The 18,672-nt window shown below is 60.2% G+C and carries 14 protein-coding genes, 1 tRNA gene and 1 pseudogene; 12 read left to right on the top strand and 4 right to left on the bottom strand.

Going from position 1 to position 18,672, the window contains the following annotated elements:
* Positions 1–250 precede the first annotated feature (250 nt).
* The 9 genes from ACIQ36_RS04605 to ACIQ36_RS04645 all read left to right on the top strand — a co-directional run bounded on the left by ACIQ36_RS04605 (position 251) and on the right by ACIQ36_RS04645 (position 13,002).
* Positions 251–1,891 carry a methyl-accepting chemotaxis protein gene (locus ACIQ36_RS04605; RefSeq protein ID WP_395826385.1) on the top strand — a complete coding sequence of 547 codons (1,641 nt, stop codon included), beginning with the start codon at positions 251–253 and terminating at the stop codon, positions 1,889–1,891.
* 213 nt (positions 1,892–2,104) lie between these two features.
* Entirely contained in the window at positions 2,105–4,192 is a 2,088-nt protein-coding gene (locus ACIQ36_RS04610; protein WP_395826387.1) for a peptidoglycan DD-metalloendopeptidase family protein, read from the top strand.
* Positions 4,193–4,446: 254 nt separating this feature from the next.
* The gene (gene glnK, locus ACIQ36_RS04615) at positions 4,447–4,785 is read left to right on the top strand and encodes a P-II family nitrogen regulator (protein WP_045777258.1); all 339 of its coding nucleotides are present in this window, start codon (positions 4,447–4,449) and stop codon (positions 4,783–4,785) included.
* A 59-nt stretch (positions 4,786–4,844) separates the two neighbouring features.
* Positions 4,845–6,164, top strand: coding sequence for an ammonium transporter (locus ACIQ36_RS04620; protein ID WP_395826389.1), 1,320 nt, complete (start codon positions 4,845–4,847; stop codon positions 6,162–6,164).
* Between the two features lie 123 nt (positions 6,165–6,287).
* Positions 6,288–7,238, top strand: a complete 951-nt coding sequence (locus ACIQ36_RS04625) for a class I SAM-dependent methyltransferase (RefSeq protein ID WP_395826390.1) — start codon at positions 6,288–6,290, stop codon at positions 7,236–7,238.
* Positions 7,239–7,447: 209 nt separating this feature from the next.
* Positions 7,448–8,659 carry an aminotransferase class I/II-fold pyridoxal phosphate-dependent enzyme gene (locus tag ACIQ36_RS04630; protein WP_395826392.1) on the top strand — a complete coding sequence of 404 codons (1,212 nt, stop codon included), beginning with the start codon at positions 7,448–7,450 and terminating at the stop codon, positions 8,657–8,659.
* Positions 8,656–11,193, top strand: a complete 2,538-nt coding sequence (locus tag ACIQ36_RS04635) for a DNA translocase FtsK 4TM domain-containing protein (RefSeq protein ID WP_395826394.1) — start codon at positions 8,656–8,658, stop codon at positions 11,191–11,193. The genes ACIQ36_RS04630 and ACIQ36_RS04635 overlap by 4 nt, the downstream gene beginning before the upstream one ends.
* Positions 11,194–11,336: 143 nt before the next feature.
* Complete coding sequence (gene pyk / locus ACIQ36_RS04640; RefSeq protein ID WP_395826396.1) at positions 11,337–12,755, top strand: pyruvate kinase; 1,419 nt, start codon at positions 11,337–11,339, stop codon at positions 12,753–12,755.
* Between the two features lie 34 nt (positions 12,756–12,789).
* Positions 12,790–13,002 carry a hypothetical protein gene (locus tag ACIQ36_RS04645; RefSeq protein WP_395826398.1) on the top strand — a complete coding sequence of 71 codons (213 nt, stop codon included), beginning with the start codon at positions 12,790–12,792 and terminating at the stop codon, positions 13,000–13,002.
* Positions 13,003–13,065: 63 nt separating this feature from the next.
* Here ACIQ36_RS04645 and argE read toward each other — a convergent pair whose 3' ends face one another.
* The 4 genes from argE to ACIQ36_RS04665 all read right to left on the bottom strand — a co-directional run bounded on the left by argE (position 13,066) and on the right by ACIQ36_RS04665 (position 16,525).
* On the bottom strand, positions 13,066–14,259 hold the full coding sequence (gene argE / locus ACIQ36_RS04650; RefSeq protein ID WP_395826400.1) for an acetylornithine deacetylase: 1,194 nt from the start codon (positions 14,257–14,259) through the stop codon (positions 13,066–13,068).
* A 52-nt stretch (positions 14,260–14,311) separates the two neighbouring features.
* Positions 14,312–14,968 (bottom strand): GTP cyclohydrolase I FolE, encoded by a 657-nt coding sequence (gene folE / locus ACIQ36_RS04655; RefSeq protein WP_395826402.1) that lies wholly within the window; start codon positions 14,966–14,968, stop codon positions 14,312–14,314.
* A 162-nt stretch (positions 14,969–15,130) separates the two neighbouring features.
* Positions 15,131–15,523 (bottom strand): Co2+/Mg2+ efflux protein ApaG, encoded by a 393-nt coding sequence (apaG, locus tag ACIQ36_RS04660; protein ID WP_395826404.1) that lies wholly within the window; start codon positions 15,521–15,523, stop codon positions 15,131–15,133.
* A gap of 147 nt (positions 15,524–15,670) precedes the next feature.
* Positions 15,671–16,525, bottom strand: coding sequence for an OmpA family protein (locus ACIQ36_RS04665; protein WP_395826406.1), 855 nt, complete (start codon positions 16,523–16,525; stop codon positions 15,671–15,673).
* 324 nt (positions 16,526–16,849) lie between these two features.
* On the opposite strand from ACIQ36_RS04665, the gene ACIQ36_RS04670 reads away from it, so the two are divergent.
* The 3 genes and pseudogenes from ACIQ36_RS04670 to ACIQ36_RS04680 all read left to right on the top strand — a co-directional run.
* Positions 16,850–16,923, top strand: a tRNA-Gly gene (locus ACIQ36_RS04670).
* 90 nt (positions 16,924–17,013) lie between these two features.
* Positions 17,014–18,066, top strand: a complete 1,053-nt coding sequence (locus tag ACIQ36_RS04675) for a tyrosine-type recombinase/integrase (RefSeq protein WP_395826408.1) — start codon at positions 17,014–17,016, stop codon at positions 18,064–18,066.
* A 63-nt stretch (positions 18,067–18,129) separates the two neighbouring features.
* A pseudogene (locus ACIQ36_RS04680) lies at positions 18,130–18,672 on the top strand (restriction endonuclease); the annotation flags it as partial.

Consider the following 18,672-nt stretch of genomic DNA (forward strand, 5'->3'; position numbering starts at 1 on the left):
TTCATTTCCGTAAAAGGTATTGTATCGACACTTCAAATGACAGGGGGTCTCTTCCGAAATCTCGACAATTGTGTGCTTAAAGTAACCGGAAAACACCGGAATGCACAGAAAAGATCGAAACGGAAGCGGCATAGTTTGTGCGTGTTAACAATTGACGCGCGACATGCGCGTTACTGCTTCGGCAGGAGGGTGGGTGAACCGTGGGGGATCATCCGGCGGCCTGCCGTGCTGGGCACAGGGGAGACATGGGATGACGTCTTTTTGGACCTTGACGCGCAAGGTAGCGGTCATGCTTACCCTTGCGGTACTCCTCAGTTTTGCAGCCCTGATTGCGCTGCAAATCCGCGCGACGCAAGCCAGTCTGCTCGAAACGCTGCGGCAGGAAGCAACCATCAAATCGGAAATGCTGGCGGTCGCCGTCCGCACCGCCATTGCCGGGGGTGATGGGGCTGGCGCCGAAGCCGAGTATTTACCGCTGGCCAAGCGGCCCGATTCAACCTTGGCGAGCGTAGCCGCCTTCGATTTGGATGGCAAGGTAATTATCGAATATCACGATGAAACCAAGCGCTTAAAACCCTATCCTATTGATAAAGTTTTTAACAATGCGCTGCCCACGTTGAAAGAATTACGCAGCGCTGTTCTGGTTACTGAAGATCATATGGTAATTGTTTCGCCCGTTACGGGGCGGCGGGGCGACAGCCTGCGCGGCGCTATTGCAATTGCTTGGAGTCTTGATGCACAGAATCGGATGATTCAAGAGTCGGCCATGAATAGCAGTATCGCGGCGGTCATCATCATGGTCTTGCTCGTCGTGGCCCTGGTGGCCGTGATTGGCTGGATGATCTCGAAGCCGCTGCGCCGGATTGCGGGCGTGATGAAAGATCTCGCCGATGGCGCGCGCCAGATGGAGATTCCCAGCCAGAGCCGTCAGGACGAAATCGGTGCGATGGCGCGGTCCGTTCAAGTCTTCAAGGATAATGCTGCGCGGATGGACGCGCTTCAGGCCGAACAAGCGCGGCTAGAGGCCGATGCTGCGGCCGCTAAGCGCCAGGCCTTGCAGGAGTTGAGCCGCCAGTTCGAAGCGTCGGTAGCGGGGCTGGTCGGTTCGGTGGAAGGTGCGGCGGGCCAGATGATCGACCAATCCCGTCAAATGGCAACACTGGCAGATGCATCGATTAGTCACACGAGTACGATGACCTCGGCGGCGGACGATACGACGCGCAATGTGCAGTCGGTTGCCACGGCGGCGGACCAACTCGATCAATCGGTTCGGTCGATTTCCCAGCAGGTTCAGCGGTCGGTCACGATGGCGGGTGACGCGGTGGTGAGTGTTGAAATGACGACGGGGCAGGTGCGCGGCCTCGCCGATGCCGCCCATCGCATCGGCGAAATCGTGCAACTCATTAATGCCATTGCCAGTCAGACCAATCTTCTGGCGCTGAATGCCACGATCGAAGCCGCGCGCGCCGGGGATGCCGGGAAGGGTTTTGCGGTCGTCGCCTCCGAGGTGAAGAGTCTCGCCACGCAGACGGCGAAGGCGACTGAAGACATTCAAGCCCAGGTCGGCGCGATCCAGACGGCGACGGGCAGCACGGTCGATGCCATCGAAAAGATCGGCTCGATCATCCGCTCGATGAACGAGGGCGCGATGACCATTAACGCTGCCGTATCGCAACAAGGCCAAGCCACCAAAGCCATCGCGCAGAACGTGCGCCAAGCAGCCGTTGGCGCGGCGGGCCTTACGGAGCAAGCGCAGGTCGTGACCACCGAAGCCCAATCAACTGGCACTGCAGCGCAACAAGTGGTGCAGGCGGCAACCTCGATCAACACGCAGATCACGGTGATGCGGCATCACGTCGATCAATTTTTGTCACAAATACAGGCGGCATGAAGAGCGCAGCATTTTAACCAAATAAGCCAAGGCGATGTGGAAAAGGGAAAGGGGCGCTGTTAACAAGTATTACCGAGACAGTGTGAGTCCTTGCCTCAATGGCGGTGTTTGGTGGTGATTAAGGCAAGACTTAGGCACGTTAATAGGTATTACCTAGACAAGTTGAATTGCCTCCTGTAGGGACTCTCATAAGGAGTTTCACGGGAGGGCAGTATGGCGCACAGGATTCAGCGAGCGGGGTTCGTATCAACGCTGATTCTATCGCTTTTTGCTGTTCAGTCGGGGGCTCAGGGCAAGGCCGTTGGGGCGCCGGAAACCGGGCGTGGTGCCAAGTCCGCTACGGAAGCGCTGCAAAAAGCGCCCGTGACCAAGCGGGTTGCCATTAAGCAAAATCCCGCTAAGGCGGCTCAGAAGCCTGCGGCGGCCAAACCATCGACCCAAAAGCCCGTTTCGGCAAAAGTTGCCCCCGCTAAAACCGTTCCGCAACCGTCGGCAAAATCCACCGAAGCGTCGGCCCAATCACCGCAAGCCCATCATCCGGTTGCCAAGCCCGCTGCGAAAACACCCACCGCGAAAATACTGGCTGGGGCATCGGCCGTTCTGCTTCCGGTGAGTGCGCCGCCCGTGGCCCCTGGGTGCGTTCCCAATCTGGTCGACGCGGATTTTCAAACCCTGCCGCTTACGGCCTTCGAGGGTCTCAATCGCCGCCTTGAAGCCCTTGGCCTCACCCGGCTCGAAGCCGATAACTCCGTGCGCACGCTGACTGAGCGCGCCGGTGGGCTCGGGGCGAGCGGCTCGGTGATCGTGGCGCGCTATGTTGATAGCTGCGACCCGCGCCGCGTTCAGGTGATTTCAGTTTCCTTGGCGCTCGATGGGCCGACCTCTTTTACATGGTTACGCGGGGCCGATGCCCCTTCGGTCGTTGTCGCCGAGGCGGTGATGCCGGTTTCTGCCACGGTCGCGGCCCCGGCGGAAAAATCCTCGGTTCCTGTGATTGCGGTTGAACCTGCGAAGGCCCCTTTACCGGTCATGGCACCCGAACCCGTTGCGATTGCGCCTGTTGTTGCCGAGCGGGCTGTAGCCGCGCCTAATGTAACCGAAGTTGCTGTTGCCCCATCCGTTCCGGCCCCTGCTGCACTGGAGCCTGCGCCGTTGCCGGTTATAACCGTTAAGGAGGCTCCCGCACTCGTTTCCGTCGTCGCGCCGGTCGTGCCCGACCCTGCGCCGATGGTTGCCGTGCGGGTGGAGGCACCGCCGCCGATGCCGCCGACCGAGGCCGTCGCGGAAGGGCACTCGGTGCCGGTCGCGGAGCGGGCTGAGCAGGGCATTTCGATTGCAGGCTTTTCGGTGGGGTCTTTTGCGACCAAACCCGACGCGCCGCGCCGGGGGTTTAGCGACGAAGTCCCGGTACAAGCGCCGCTTGGTTTTCATTTGCGCGTGGCGGGACAGGTGGCCGAGGGAGATCTTGGCCCGGCGTTGAGCGCGGCGGGTTTACCGACGGCGGTCGTTCAGCAGGTGCTCGATAGTTTTGCCGCCGACGGTAAAATGCCCTTAGCCTCGGCGGAAGATCTCTCTTTCGACGTGCTCTATCGCGCGTCGTCGGACACGGCGACCGACCCGGTTTTGACCTCGGCTGAACTTAGCCACGGCGGGCAAAGCCGCCGCCTGTATTATTACGTTCCCGAGGAGGGTACGGCCCATCTCATCGATCAAGATGGTCGCGTGCGGTTGGCGCAGGGGCCGGATTTCATTCACCCGCTGCCGGGATACCGCATGACCTCCGGTTTCGGCTGGCGGCAGCACCCGGTTTTGCGCGCGCGCAAATTCCACAAGGGCGTCGATTGGTCGGCCCCGCGCGGAACGCCGGTGGTTGCCGCCGGGGATGGTATTGTCGATACGGTGAAATCGCATCGCGGCTACGGCAAATACATCCGCATCGTTCACGATGATCGCACGGAAACCGTTTACGCCCACCTTGATCAATTCGCCAAGGGCATCAAGGTCGGCCAAGCGGTGCGGCAGGGGCAGGTAATTGGTACAGTTGGGCGCACGGGCATCGCCTCCGGCAATCATCTCTACTTCGAGTTGGTTGTCGATGGCCGCCATATCGATCCGCTGCGCAATGTGCCCGCACTGGTGCAAGATTTGCTGGCGGAAGGCAAAGATAAGGAAGACCAACAGCGGTTCGTATCCTTCGCCGATACATTGCTGCAATCGGTTCCGGCGACGGCGTCGGCCAACGACGCGCCGCCGAGTTACCGCACCGCCCGCACCGAACCCGCGCCGGGTGACATTCCTTGATCCTTTGATAATCCTTAATCTTTCTCAATTTTTTCTAAAGAAAACAGGCCGTTGCTCCGAAAGAGTAACGGCCTGTTTGTCTTTAGGCATCATTCGCTTGGTTATTTTTTGGGCATAGCCTAATTTTTAACCATGCTTGGCGCGAGTTTGGCGAAAATGTGGCTGATTCGGCCGGGTTTCGCATTGCGGCACGCTTTTTGATTATAGCGCAACCGATGCCGTTCTGAACGGTGTGATATGGGAGAAGCCGGGCTATGAAACTGATCACTGCGATCATAAAGCCGTTCAAGCTGGAGGATGTCCGCGAAGCGTTGACCGCTCTTGGCATTCAAGGGCTGACAGCGTCGGAAGTAAAAGGCTTTGGCCGTCAAAAGGGCCAAACCGAAATTTACCGTGGGGCAGAATACGCCGTTAGCTTTCTGCCGAAGGTGAAAATTGAAGTCGCGGTTGCCGATGAGCTGGAAGACCAAGTGGTCGAAGCGATTCAAAAGGCGGCCCACACGGGCCGTATCGGCGATGGCAAGATTTTCGTCCTCGACCTTAGCCGCGCTGTGCGGATCCGGACGGGCGAAACCGATGGGAACGCGCTGTAATGGCGCAGGCCCCGTCAGGTTTCAGAATCCCCGACGTTCGACAAGAAGGAACCTTCCCGATGCAGGAAAGCGTTAAAAAGGTCGGCCGTGGTTTGGCGGCCCTTGCTGCGGTCGCCCTTGCCGCCGCTCCCGCCCTGGCCCAAGACGCCGCCAAGGTGGAAATCAATTCGGGCGACACGGCATGGATGCTCGTTTCGACCCTGCTGGTGCTGATGATGACGATCCCCGGCGTAGCCCTGTTCTACGGCGGTATGGTGCGTAAGATGAACGTGCTCTCCACGGTCATGCAATCCTTCGCCATTACCTGCATCGTCACCATCCTGTGGGTGGTGATCGGCTACAGCTTGGCTTTTTCGGAGGGCAGCGCCTTTATCGGCGGTCTCTCGAATGTGATGTTGGCGGGCGTGACGCTGGAAAGCGTTAATTCGCTGGCGGCAACTATTCCGGAAACCGTCTTCCTGACCTACCAGATGACCTTTGCGATCATCACCGTGGCGCTGATTACCGGCGCGGTTGCGGATCGGATGAAGTTCTCGGCGCTCGTGCTTTTCTCGATCTTCTGGTTGCTGCTGTGCTATGTGCCGGTCGCCAAATGGGTTTGGGGCGGCGGGTTCCTGGGCTCGGCGGGCGTGCTCGATTTCGCCGGTGGTACGGTCGTTCACATCAATGCCGGGATTGCCGGTCTGGTCGCGGCGCTCGTGATTGGTAAGCGTCGGGGGTACGGTACGGAAATGTTCCTGCCCCATAACCTTGTGCTGTCGGTCATCGGTGCGTCGCTGCTGTGGGTGGGTTGGTTCGGCTTCAACGCCGGTTCGGCCGTCACCGCAGGCTTTAGTGCCGGTATGGCGATGCTGGCAACTCAGATTGCCGCTGCCGCTGCCGCGCTCGCCTGGATGTTTGCGGAATGGGCGATGCGCGGTAAACCCTCCATCCTTGGGATCATCTCGGGCGCGGTTGCCGGTCTTGTGGCGATCACTCCGGCGGCTGGTTTCGTCGGTCCGGGTGCTGCGATCATCATCGGTCTGATTTCGGGTGTCATCTGCTTCTGGTCGGCAACGAGCCTGAAGAACGCCCTGGGGTACGACGATAGCTTGGATGCTTTTGGCGTTCACGGCGTCGGCGGCATCGTTGGGGCCATCCTCACCGGCGTCTTCGCCAGCCCGGCCATTACGGGTAGTGCCGAAAAGGCCGGTCTGCTCGATGGCAACGGCGGTCAGGTGCTGCTGCAACTCTATGGCGTTGCCGTGACGGTCGTTTACACGGCAGTTGTGACCTTCATCATTCTGAAGGTTGTCGATCTGATCGTCGGCCTGCGGGTCGATCCCGATGCGGAACGCGAAGGTCTTGACCTGCGCTTGCATGGTGAATCGATCCACTAAGCCTACCCTGCCTTTTAAGACGCCTGAGAGAGCCGCGCGAGCGGCTCTCTTTTTGTTTGGCAATCGGCTATCGCTGTGAAAATCATCGCGGCGGGCGAAGCTTTACCGCACGAAGGAGGCCCTATGTCCTCGGGAAAATTGGAGCTACTCCAGCAGGAGGCCCAAAAGATTCTGGCGGAGGTGACAGCCCTATCGGCGCGCTTGGCCGAGGCGTTAGCGGATCTATCCCATACCCCGCCCGCGCCGACCACCTGGGTGCCGCCAGGGCATATCTATTCGCCGATTGTGGATCTCGATAGTTTAGCGCAGCGGGCGGGTGAGGTTTTTAACCCTGACCGGGCGTTGCCGCAAATCGACCTTCGCGTAACAGCTCAACTCGCCTTGCTCGCGGACCTTAGTCCGCACATCGCGCGGCTTGTCTTGCCCGATAGAGTGGCTGTGGAGAATTGCTTCTATTACCAGAATCCCTATTTTCCGCCCGGCGACGCGCAGGTGCTGGCCGGTCTTCTCATGCATTTTCGGCCCCGGCGGTTCATCGAAGTCGGCAGCGGCTTCACCTCGGCGCTCGCCTTGGCGATAGATCGGCACTTTCTGGGGCGGACGACCGAATTCACCTTTATCGAACCCTATCCTGAGCGGCTCTACAGCCTGATTAGTGCCGAAGATCGGGCGCGTCATTCGGTCCTGGAGCGGCCCGTTCAGGATGTTCCGTTGGATTTGTTTAAAGCCCTGGAGAGCGGTGACTTTCTGTTCATTGACTCGACCCATGTGTCGAAGGCGGGGAGTGACGTTCACTATGAAATATTCGAGTTACTGCCAATTTTGAAGTCGGGAGTCTACGTTCATTTTCACGATATATTCTATCCATTTGAATATCCGCGAGAATGGTTTTTTGAAGGGAATCGATCTTGGAATGAAATTTATCTCCTTCGTGCATTTCTGATGAATAATCACGACTATGAGATTATTATGTTCAATGACTTTATTGTTCAAAAGCACCCGGAGGAATTGGTGCGATTGATGCCAAAGGGGCTCGAAAATCGCAGTGGCAGCCTCTGGCTGCGCCGTCGATAGGTTTCCTGGTGATCGGTTTCCTAACGGAACGTTACTAACGTTTGATTGACGATTGTGTCTGTCTTACGCATCATACGCCGCGAAGTGCAAATTAATACATCGCTTTAAGTTAAGTGATTTTTGTGTTGTAAGACAAAGCTCTGGATGGCATTCTTAGCCCAACGTCATAAAGCGCTGTCGGGGTGCTGCGGCGATTTTCGGGCTAGAAAATGCTTAATGATCGACTCGATAAGTTAGGGGATTATCCGTTTCGGCGCTTAACGGCGCTGTTGGTGGACCTGACCCCGCCGACCGATCCGGCCCCGCTGCTGCTCTCTATCGGCGAGCCGCAATTGCCTGCGCCGGCGTTGATGATGCCCGTTCTCACCGAAGCCCAGGCGGGTTTCACTAAATACCCCCCCGCCGCAGGTGCGCCCGATTGGCGGCAGGCTGTCGCCGGGTGGCTGTCGCGTCGTTACCGTTTGCCGGAAGGCTTTATAGACCCGGATCGTCATGTGGTCCCAGCCCCCGGCACGCGCGAAGCGCTCTTCCTCTTGGGGCTCACGGCGATTCCGACGCGTAAAAATGGCCAAACGCCTGCGGTGGTGATGCCGAACCCGTTCTATCAGGTCTATGCCGGGGCGGCGGTCTTGGGTGGGGCGGAGCCGGTCTTCGTCGATGCGACCGAGGAAACCGGCTTTCTGCCCGATCTCGACGCGCTAACGCCGGCGCTTTTGGCGCGCACGGCGATTTTCTACCTCTGCACGCCCGCTAACCCGCAAGGAACGATTGCGCCGCTGCCCTATCTGCGCCGCCTGTTGGCGCTGGCGCGGCAGTATGATTTCGTGTTGGCGCTCGATGAATGCTACGCGGAAGTCTATGTCGCCACGCCGCCCGCCGGGGCTTTGGAAGTGGCGCTGGAAACCGGCGCGCTCGATAATCTCGTCGTGTTTCACTCGCTCTCCAAACGCTCCAGCCTGCCGGGCCTGCGCTCGGGTTTCGTTGCGGGCGATGCCAACCTGATTTCGGCGTTAACGCGGGTCATGGAATACGGCGGGGCGGGGATGCCATTGCCGATCCAGGCCGCCGCCGCCGCCCTGTGGCGCGACGATGCCCATGTGGAAGATGTGCGCGCCGTCTATCGCGCCAATTTCGCCGCGGCGGAACGCATCATTGGCAGCCGCTGGGGCCGCTTTACGCCGCCGGGTGGGTTCTTCTTGTGGCTGAACGTCGGCGATGGCGAAGCCGCCACGCGGGCGCTGTGGCAACACGCTGGGCTGAAAGTCCTGCCCGGTCGCTACCTCGCGCGGGACCAGGCCGATGGCCATAATCCCGGCAGTGCCTATATCCGCGTCGCGCTGGTGCATCCGCCAGCCGTGACCGAAGCCGCTTTGATCCGCCTTGCCGATTGTCTTGACCGCCATGAGGGGCAAAACCAATGACCGATTTCGCCAGTGGGAAGGGCCGTGCCGCCCTGCTGCCTGTCGGGGCCGATAAGTTTATCGTGCGCCGGATGGAAGAAACGAGCGGTCTGCTGCTGCTGCTGCTGGCGGCGGCGATGTTCCTCGCCTATCTCAGCTATTATCCCGCCGACCCCTCGCCGTTGAAGGCGACGGGCGGGCCGGTGCGCAATCTGCTGGGCGGTTTCGGCGCGACGGTGAGCGATGTTGGGCTGCAAACCCTCGGGCTTGCCCATCTGGCGTTGATTGGCATTCTCGCGGCCTGGGGCTGGCGTCTATTCGCCAATCACGGCCTTACGAAAATGTGGCTGCGCGTCTCCTTATTACCGCCGACGCTGATTTGCGCGGCGCTTGCCGCAGGCGCGCTGCCGCACGGGATCGCTTTCGGTTTGCCGTCGGGGCCGGGCGGGGTGATCGGCGAACTCGCATTCAAGCCGATTAGCGCCTTGGGTCCGATGATTGGCGGCGCGAGCCGCTCCACCATCGGCCTGATTGCCGCCGGTGTAACTGGGTTTTTGGGGATTTGGACCCTCGGGTTCGGTGGCCGCGAGTGGCGCGAGTTCCGCAAGCAAGTGAGCCAACTCCGCGCCCGCGCCCAAGGCATTCCCATGCCCGCGCGCCCGAGCTTCGACGTGCCATCGATTTCGGTGAAGGTGCCCCCCATCGCCTCCGGCCTGGGCGGGTTACTGAACCGCAAGAAGGCGGCGGTGAAACCCGTCAATCCCTTCCTGAAAACCGGCCCCGAGGGCCAAGCCGAGCGGGCCGAGCCGCGCTTCGGGCGTCCCGTCACCACGGCGGATGCGCCGCGCGCTTTAGCACCGGAAGCCCCGAGCGATTTCGATGCCCCGGCCTTCGTCGCCGCTTCGCGCACTGAAACCGTTCAAGTGCCGCGCGCCGAAACCGCGCCGATTGCAGCGCCGAAACCTTCGACCGAAACCGTCACGCAAAAGCGCGTTCCGACCAAGGTGGAAACCAAGGCGGGCGGCTTTCAGCCCACGGCCTATCCGGGGCTGCCGGAGCCGTCGGGCGATTACGCTCTGCCGCCGATCAATGTTCTGCTGGAGCCGCCCGTCGAAACCGCGCTGCCGTCGCCCGCCGCTCTGGAGCAAAATGCCCGCCTGCTCGAGTCGGTCTTAGAAGATTTCGGGGTGCGCGGGGAAATCGTCAATACGCGCCCCGGCCCCGTGGTGACGCTCTATGAACTCGATCCCGCGCCGGGCACCAAATCGGCCCGCGTTATTGGACTTGCCGAAGATATTGCGCGCTCGATGGCGGCGATTGCCGTGCGCATCGCCACGGTTCCGGGCCGTACCGTTATCGGCATCGAAGTGCCGAACGCCCGCCGCGAGACGGTCTTCTACCGCGATGTGCTGACCCATCCCGATTTCGCCGATCCCGCGCGTCGCCTGCCGCTGGTGCTGGGCAAGGATATCGGCGGGACCACGGTGATCGCCGATCTTGCAAAAATGCCGCATCTGTTGATCGCGGGCACCACCGGCTCGGGCAAATCGGTTGGCATTAATGCGATGATCCTGTCGCTGCTGTACCGGTTGACGCCCGAACAGTGCCGCCTGATTATGATCGACCCGAAGATGCTGGAACTGTCGGTCTATGACGGGATTCCGCACCTGCTGACGCCGGTTGTCACCGATCCGAAGAAGGCCGTGGTGGCGCTGAAATGGGCCGTCCGCGAGATGGAAAACCGCTATCGGGCGATGGCGAAGCTCGGTGTGCGCAATATCGAAGGCTATAACACGCGCTGCGCCGAACTCACCGACAGCGGGGCCTCGCGCACCCGCCGGGTTCAGGTTGGGTTCGACGAAGTGACCGGCACGCCTTTGTTTGAAGATCAGCCGCTGAACCTCGATCCGCTCCCCTACATCGTCATCATCGTCGATGAGATGGCCGATTTGATGCTGGTGGCGGGCAAGGAAATCGAAAGCACCATTCAGCGCTTGGCGCAAATGGCGCGCGCGGCGGGCATTCATCTGATCATGGCAACGCAGCGGCCCTCGGTCGATGTCATCACCGGCACGATCAAGGCGAATTTCCCGACCCGCATCAGTTTCCAGGTAACGAGCAAGATTGATAGCCGCACCATCCTTGGGGAATCCGGGGCGGAACAACTCTTAGGGCAGGGCGATATGCTCTATATGGCGGGCGGCGGGCGCATTACCCGCGTCCATGGGCCGTTCGTCTCCGACGCTGAAGTGGAGCAAATCGCCCAGTTTCTGCGCAGCCAGGGCGAGCCCGCCTATGTGGATGCCGTGCTGGAAGAGGATGAGGAAGCGGCGGCCGCCAGCAGCGGCGAGAGCGAGAGCGACGGCGATTCGCTCTATGATCAAGCGGTTGCCTTGGTCGCGCGCGAGCGCAAAGCCTCGACCAGCTTCATTCAGCGTCACCTGCAAATTGGCTATAACCGCGCGGCCCGGCTGGTCGAACGGATGGAATCTGAGGGCGTGGTGAGCGGGGCTAACCATGTTGGTAAGCGGGAAGTGCTTGTTCCGAAGCGCTAAACAAGTTTTTGGGGCTTTCTTTTGCGCTTGCGAGCAAACTGTAGTGAGCAACGCGCTCACTACAGAATAACATATTGATTTCACTTGATAATTTCTCCCATTCCGACGACAGTGGCGCGATAAAACACGCCTGGGAGGATTGAATGCGTCGTGAAGGCTGTACCCGGATTGTGGCGACCTTGGGTCCGTCAAGCTCAAGCCCCGAACGGATTGCTGAGCTCATCAAAGCCGGGGCCGACGTTTTCCGTCTGAACTTCAGCCACGGCAGCCACGAGGATCACGCCGAACGCTTCCGCACCGTCCGCGCCGTTGCGGCGCATCTCGGTCGCCCTATCGGTATTCTCGGCGATTTGCAGGGGCCGAAGCTGCGGATTGCGACGTTTGCGGATGGGAAAATCGAGTTGAAGGCGGGGCAGGGCTTTCGGCTGGACCTCGATTTAACGCCCGGTACGCAAACGCGCGTCGGCATGCCGCACCCCGAAATTTTCGCCGCCGTCGCGCCTGGGCAGGATTTGCTGTTGGACGATGGTAAGGTGCGCCTGCGTATCACCAAATCCGGCACGGATTTCGCCGAAACCGAGGTGATTACCGGCGGGGCCTTATCGAACCGCAAGGGCGTGAATGTGCCCCATGCCGTGATCGATCTCGCGGCCCTGACCGAAAAAGACCGCAACGATCTGGCCTTTGCGCTGGAGTTGGGGGTCGATTGGATCGCGCTGTCCTTCGTGCAACGCCCGCAGGATGTGGCCGAAGCGCGTAAACTCATCGCTGGGCGGGCGGGGGTTCTGTCGAAGATCGAGAAACCGTCGGCCATCGAGCATCTGGACGATATTATCACCCTGTCGGACGCGCTGATGGTGGCGCGCGGCGATTTGGGCGTGGAACTGCCGCCGGAAGACGTTCCGGCGCTGCAACGACGCATCGTCCGCGCTTCGCGCCGGGCAGGCAAGCCCGTGGTGGTGGCCACCCAGATGCTCGAATCGATGATTACCGCGCCGACGCCGACGCGCGCCGAAGCCTCCGACGTGGCGACCGCCGTGTACGATGGGGCGGACGCGGTGATGCTGTCGGCGGAAACGGCGGCGGGGCAATATCCGGTCGAAGCCGTCAGCATTATGGAACGCATCATTCGCCGGACGGAGCGGGATAGTCTCTACCGCACCCTGATGATGGCCGAAGTGCCGACCCACGACGAAACCGCGTCGGACGCGGTTGCGGCGGCGGCGTCCCAGGTGGCGGAAACCATCAAGGCGGCAGCCATCGTCACCTTCACCTCCTCGGGCCTCACGGCGCTGCGGGTTGCGCGCGAACGGCCCAGTACGCGGATTCTGGCGCTGACCTCGAAGCCGGAAACGGCGCAGCGCTTGGCGCTGGTGTGGGGGCTGCACCCGGTCGTGTGTGACGATTGCCGCGAGTTCGACGATATGGTCGCCATCGCCTGCCGGGTTGCGCGCGACGTGGGTATCGCCCTGCCGCTGCAAAAGCTGGTGGTCACGGCGGGCGTGCCGTTCGGAACGCCGGGGGCCACGAATATTTTGCGTATCGTGCGGGTTGAGGCGTAAGATAAAACCTCAGACTTGAGCGAGGTTTTATCGAATGTCCCGCCCCCCGATGCCTGCCCCGCCACCGCCCGCCGCCCCGGAACGCGATGCGTTCGCCGAGGAGCTTGAAATGAAGCTGCGCGGCGTCGATGGCAGCGTGCGGGCCTCGCTGGTGAAGCAGATCAACAAGATTGTCGAGAAAAGCCCGGAAGCTTTCGTGAAGAATATGCGCAACTGGCTTCATCAGGGTCGCGGTAACGACGATTAAGAGCGCCTTAATTTTAAAAAACCGGTCGAAACCAAATTTCGACCGGTTTTTTATTGAGAATACTTACGCCCCCAGCGCCCCCGCCCGCAGTTTCTCGAACAGCCTTTCCAAAAAATCGGCACAGGCGACAAGTTCGCTGGCCTCGATAAACTCATCGGGCTGATGGGCTTGATCGATGGAGCCGGGGCCGCAGACGATAGTGTCCATCCCCTCTTGCTGGAAAAGCCCGGCTTCCGTGGCGTAGGAAACGGCAATCGCGCGGTTATGGCCGGTGAGGGCGAGGGTGAGCCGTTCGAGGGCCGAGGCGGGATCGGGGCGCAGCGGCGGCACGGTGGCAATCGGGCGGATTTCAATATCGGCGTCGGGGTGCTGGGCCTTTAGGCCGGGGCGGATGTCCTCATCCACCACCTTATAGATGCGGCCTAGAATGTCCTCGGCCCGATCCCAAGGGGCAAGCCGCAGATCCCAGGCGAGGCGGCAGCGGCCCGGAATAATATTAGTGGCGGTGCCGCCGTCGATCATCGCAACGGTTAGGCTGGAGCGGGGCGGCTCGAAATCGCTGTTCGCGGCTTGGCGGGTGAGGGTGGCGGCATCCTCGCGCTCGATGGCGGCAATCAGCTTGGCGGCGGCGCTGATGGCGGAAACGCCGCGATGGGGCTGGCTCGAATGGGCGGGGATGCCGGTAATCAGGGCTTCGACCACGTAGCAGCCCTTATGGCTGTTCACCACCTGCATCAGGGTTGGCTCGCCAATGATGGCCGCGCGCGGGGCGATACCTTCCGCCAGCAAATCGGCGAGCAGCGAGGGCACGCCCTGGCAACCGGTTTCCTCGTCGCACGAGAAGGCGAAATGCAGCGGCACCGGCAGCGGATTTTTCACGAGCGCCGGAACCTGAGCAAGGGCAACTGCGCAAAAGCCCTTCATGTCCGAGGTGCCACGCCCATACAGCCGCGTGCCGCGCTCGGTTACGGTAAAGGGATCGCTGCTCCAGGTTTGCGACGCGACGGGTACCACATCGGTATGTCCGGAAAGGACTAGCCCGCCCCGCCTGGTTTCTCCATCGGTCGCCGGGATGGTGGCAAAAAGATTGGCCTTACGGCCGTCTACCGAGTGGCTCAGCCGCCAGGGAACGCCCCAACCGTCGAGATAATCGCCGATGAAGCGGATGAGATCGAGATTACTGTCGGAGGAGACGGAGGGAAAGGCAACGAGCCGATCCAGCAGCGCGCGCGCGGTTAGGCTTTCTCCAAGAGGCACGTCTTACAATCCTTTCCGCTGAGCGGGGCGGGGATAAACCCCGCCCGCACTATTATACAGCGGAAGAGCTTAGCCCCGGTTGCGCGATAAGGGCGAGAAATTCGCGCCGGGTTTCCACATTGCTGCGGAATGCGCCCAGCATACGGCTCGTCACCATCGCAACGCCGGGCTTGTGGATGCCGCGCGTGGTCATGCACTGATGTTGCGCTTCGATAACCACGGCAACGCCCTGGGGCTGCAAAACCTCATCCAGCACATTGGCGATTTGCGCCGTCATTTTTTCCTGAATCTGCAAGCGTTTGGCGAAGACCTCTACAACGCGCGCCAGTTTGGAAATACCAACGACGCGGTTTTTCGGCAGATAAGCGATATGGGCCTTGCCGATGATCGGGGCCATATGATGCTCGCAGAAGGATTCGAAACGAATATCGCGCAGCAGCACCATTTCGTCGTAGCCATCGGTTTCTTCGAAGGTGCGCTGAAGCATTTCGCGCGGATCGATCTCGTATCCCGCGAACCATTCTTCGAAGGCCCGCGCCACGCGCGCGGGCGTATCCACAAGCCCTTCGCGGGTGGGGTCGTCGCCCGCCCATTGCAGCAGCGTGCGAACCGCAGCTTCCGCTTCATCGCGGCTGGGGCGGACCAGGGGGGCGGCGGGGAAGGAACTGGCGGCGGCGATTTCGTCTTTTGGTGTGGTATAGGCGTTCACAGTTGGTCCTTTCGTCCTGCGCCCAAGCGCTGGAAAGCGGCTCGGGCGAGCCGTGGAGTCAGCGGCTTTTTCACCCTCGAAGGGGAGCTTCGCTGCAAGCTCCACTGACATGGCGCATTGGTCGGCGATGTCAAGCGGGGCACCAAGCCGAAATTAACACCGCTAGTTCAGGCGAACGGCTTGGTGGGGCGAATCGAGCGAAAAAGCGGGGACGGCAATGTCAAACCGCTCGCCATCTTCGGCTTCCATCTGATAGGTGCCGACCATAATGCCCGAGGGCGTGGGCAGGGGGGTGCCGCTGGTATATTCGAAGGTTTGGCCTGGTTTTAGAACCGGCTGCTCCCCAACAACGCCTGTGCCGTGCACTTCCTGCCGCCGCCCGATGCCATCGGTGATTTCCCAATAGCGGTTCAGCAGTTGAACCGTGCGATTACCGCCATTGTCGATGCGTATGTGATAGGCCCATACAAAGCGCCCGGCCTGGGGTTCCGACTGATCCTCCAGGTAGGTGGGCTGCACCGTCACGGTAATGGCGCGGGTTGTGGCTTTGTACATCGCTTGAGAATCCCTATGCCCCCAGCAGTCCGAGATCGGTGGGGGCTTTCTTTACACTTTTAAGAGACTAGCACCGGATTGGCCCAAAATAAAAGCGCCGATCCCCCAAGAGGGATCGGCGCCTTTAAGGCTTGACGGTATCCGGGGTTAGCGGATGGTCAGTTCCACGCGACGGTTACGGGCTTCACGCACGCCATCCGCCGTCGGAACGGCCGGTTCGGTTTCGCCGAGCGCCGTAACCGAGGTGCGTTCGGTGGCGATGCCCTTGGCGACGAGCGCGGTACGGACCGCATCGGCGCGACGCAGCGACAGGCGGGTGTTGTATTCCGGCGTCCCCGAGCGATCGGCATGGCCGACGATGGTGATGCGGGCATTCCCGGTTGCCTTGGCGGTTGCCGAAGCTTCATCGATAATGCGCAGGCCAGCGGCGTCGAGACGGGCGCTATCCCAGGCGAAATAGATGATGAAGTTCTTGCTGAGCGCAGGCTGGGCTTGCGGCGTGGGTTGCGGCGTTACCACCGGGGTCACGAGCTGGGCCAGCGCATGTTCGAACGTGCCGCGGCACGAAGCGATATCGGCAAGCTGGAAGGCTTCTTCTTCTTGCTCAACCCAGCAGTCAAACGCAGCCTGTGCCTTGGCGGCAATGGCGGGCTTGGCGGTGCGGGCGTTCGCATCAAGCGCCTGGATCAGCTTGGCGCGGGCCGTGCCGAGTTCTTGAGCCTTTTCCTGGGTCAGCGACCAATTGGTCAGGACTTCCGGGAGAACATTTTCACCGCGCGATGCGGCAAGGCCCTTCGCGGCGAAGGTATAGGCATCGGGCCAATCCTTCATTTCATCCGCTTCGAAGACCGTGAGGGCGCGATATTCAGTGGTCAGCGCCTTCGTGAAGGCCGTGCCCTGCGACGGCGCAGTCGTGCCGCGCAACGCTTCGATATCCATCGCACCGCAGCCCGTAAGAAGGGCCAGACCGGCAATCACACTTAGCAGCTTAACCGACTTCATAGCATTCTCCTTATTTATCCCGCCAAGGCGCAAGAGTGATCGCGCCTTTAGACGAGCCCTAAGCTCTATATTCATGTTGCCAGTTCTACTGCCCTCCCGTCCTAGGAGCAAGCCCGAACCAACGCTTGCGCGTATCACAATGCTAAAGGAATCATGGTTTCTACCCCCGAGTTGCCTATTTGCCGCAGCGGTGCCGCAAGATCACATCTCCCTTTAAACGCCCCCGGGCAGGAAAGGTTCCATAAATTCTTCTGTCCGCGCGATCCTCTTGCATCATAGCGCCACCTTGCCTATAAGCCTTGGTATTAGTCGCTGCGGCGCGCTGCGGGTGTAGCTCAATGGTAGAGCAGAAGCTTCCCAAGCTTACGACGAGGGTTCGATTCCCTTCACCCGCTCCAATGATTTCAATGACTTAGACCTTCCCCCTTGCAATTTTGCTGAATTTTTGGTCCAATTTGGTCCATTTCCTTTCGGCGGAGTTGACCATTATGGCATCTGGAATCGAGAAGCGCGGACCAGCGCAATATAGGGTCAGGCTTCGGATTAACGGCAAGCTTGTAACCCAGACCTTCGAGACCGAGGCCGCGGCGCGTGAATGGCGTGACGTGCAGAAGGGCAAGATCGTCGGCGATGAGTTTGTTGATAAGAAGGTTGCGCGCGATACCACAGTAGCTGAAGCCTGTGGATGGTACCTTGACCGGATCGCACCGGTGGGTAAGGACGGCAAGAGAGAACCGATATCGCAATGGGCGAAGAACCAAGCATCGCAGCTTAAGTTCTGGATCGCTCACGAGGAGATTGCGGGCTGGTCACTGCTTTCGGTTAAGCCGTGGGATTTGACTCAAATCGTGGATGAGTTGCTAGAAGAGCTTGCGCCTCAGACCATTGTGCATCGCTTGAATGTGCTGTCGGTCGTTTATAAACAATGGCAGATGGCGTTCCGGACCCCCGTGATGAATCCCGTCATTGAGGGTGTACGTCCAGCCCTCGGGAAGGGGAGGGATAGACGCATTCTTGAGATTGAGGAAGACGCATTGCTGAAGGCTGCTGAAGGATCGTCCCGACCCTGGCTCCAACCTGCAATCATTATCGCTATCGAAAGCGGTATGAGGCAGGCGGAACTATCGGGGCTGACGTGGGATCGTGTTCGGCTTGACGATGAGTATCCTCATATTTTCCTTGATAAGACCAAGAACGGCAGAAGCCGCACCGTGCCGCTGAGCGAACGAGCGATTGAGGCTTTCGTTTCCCTACGTCCTGCGACGCCGACTGTCGGCAAGGTAAAGGTCTTTCCTATCGAAACCCCGCGCGCTGTAGGCCATGCTTTCCGAGATATCGTCGATGGCGTCTTCGATAATCTCCGCTGGCATGATCTACGCCACGAGGCGATCTCCAGGCTCTTCGAGTTCACGGACCTGCGCGATCAGGAGATTCAAGCTATCGTGGGGCACTTGGGCGCTGAGATGCTGTCACGATATACGCATCTTCGATCCGCGCGCCTGGGGGCAAGGTTGCCGAAGCTCCGTGCCTCGCGGTCGTAAAAAGCTTTGCGGGCGATACCCCGCAGTCTGTTTTGGAAATATTGGTTAAAGGGGCGATCTGGCGTGAGTATTGAGACAATTTTTCAGGGTAGCCTCTTCACCAGTGATTTTCTGACGCAATCGATCACGAGCAATGCCGATTGGCAGCAGTTTGACGATGCAGCCGTTGATGCGCTCTATGCCGATCTTGCTGCTGTTTTTGCGCGTTTCCCGACTGGCCAATCGCCTAACGAGACTCGCACCGAAGACGATCTGATTTGGCCGGTTCTCCTCCGGCTCGGATGGGATCAGTACATGCGGCAGCAGAACCTTACCGTAAAGGGGCGTGAGGACGTTCCGGACGGGCTTCTGTTCGCCGATGCCGCCGCCAAGCGCCAGGCCGATACATTCATCGAGGAATATAAGCGCTACGAACTTGGGATTGTGATCGTCGAGTCAAAACGCTGGAAAAGGCCACTCGACCGACGCTCGTCCCGGCGCGGCGAAGAGCTTGCGCCGTCTTCCCAGATGCTGCGGTACCTGCGCCGTGTCGATGATATCACGACGGGTAATCTTAGGTGGGGCATCCTTACCAACGGCGGTCGCTGGCGGCTTTATTATGCTGGC

Source organism: Elstera sp. (genome assembly GCF_044372965.1).
Lineage (GTDB): Bacteria > Pseudomonadota > Alphaproteobacteria > Elsterales > Elsteraceae > Elstera.

Excerpts from the sequence above, each read along its gene's own strand:
- ACIQ36_RS04630 (WP_395826392.1), top strand. The coding sequence starts at position 7,448 with ATGCTTAATGATCGACTCGATAAGTTAGGGGATTATCCGTTTCGGCGC.
- pyk (WP_395826396.1), top strand. The coding sequence starts at position 11,337 with ATGCGTCGTGAAGGCTGTACCCGGATTGTGGCGACCTTGGGTCCGTCA.
- ACIQ36_RS04605 (WP_395826385.1), top strand. The coding sequence starts at position 251 with ATGACGTCTTTTTGGACCTTGACGCGCAAGGTAGCGGTCATGCTTACC.
- ACIQ36_RS04625 (WP_395826390.1), top strand. The coding sequence starts at position 6,288 with ATGTCCTCGGGAAAATTGGAGCTACTCCAGCAGGAGGCCCAAAAGATT.
- ACIQ36_RS04665 (WP_395826406.1), bottom strand. The coding sequence starts at position 16,525 with ATGAAGTCGGTTAAGCTGCTAAGTGTGATTGCCGGTCTGGCCCTTCTT.
- ACIQ36_RS04620 (WP_395826389.1), top strand. The coding sequence starts at position 4,845 with ATGCAGGAAAGCGTTAAAAAGGTCGGCCGTGGTTTGGCGGCCCTTGCT.
- glnK (WP_045777258.1), top strand. The coding sequence starts at position 4,447 with ATGAAACTGATCACTGCGATCATAAAGCCGTTCAAGCTGGAGGATGTC.
- ACIQ36_RS04610 (WP_395826387.1), top strand. The coding sequence starts at position 2,105 with ATGGCGCACAGGATTCAGCGAGCGGGGTTCGTATCAACGCTGATTCTA.
- apaG (WP_395826404.1), bottom strand. The coding sequence starts at position 15,523 with ATGTACAAAGCCACAACCCGCGCCATTACCGTGACGGTGCAGCCCACC.
- ACIQ36_RS04635 (WP_395826394.1), top strand. The coding sequence starts at position 8,656 with ATGACCGATTTCGCCAGTGGGAAGGGCCGTGCCGCCCTGCTGCCTGTC.
- ACIQ36_RS04675 (WP_395826408.1), top strand. The coding sequence starts at position 17,014 with ATGGCATCTGGAATCGAGAAGCGCGGACCAGCGCAATATAGGGTCAGG.
- ACIQ36_RS04645 (WP_395826398.1), top strand. The coding sequence starts at position 12,790 with ATGTCCCGCCCCCCGATGCCTGCCCCGCCACCGCCCGCCGCCCCGGAA.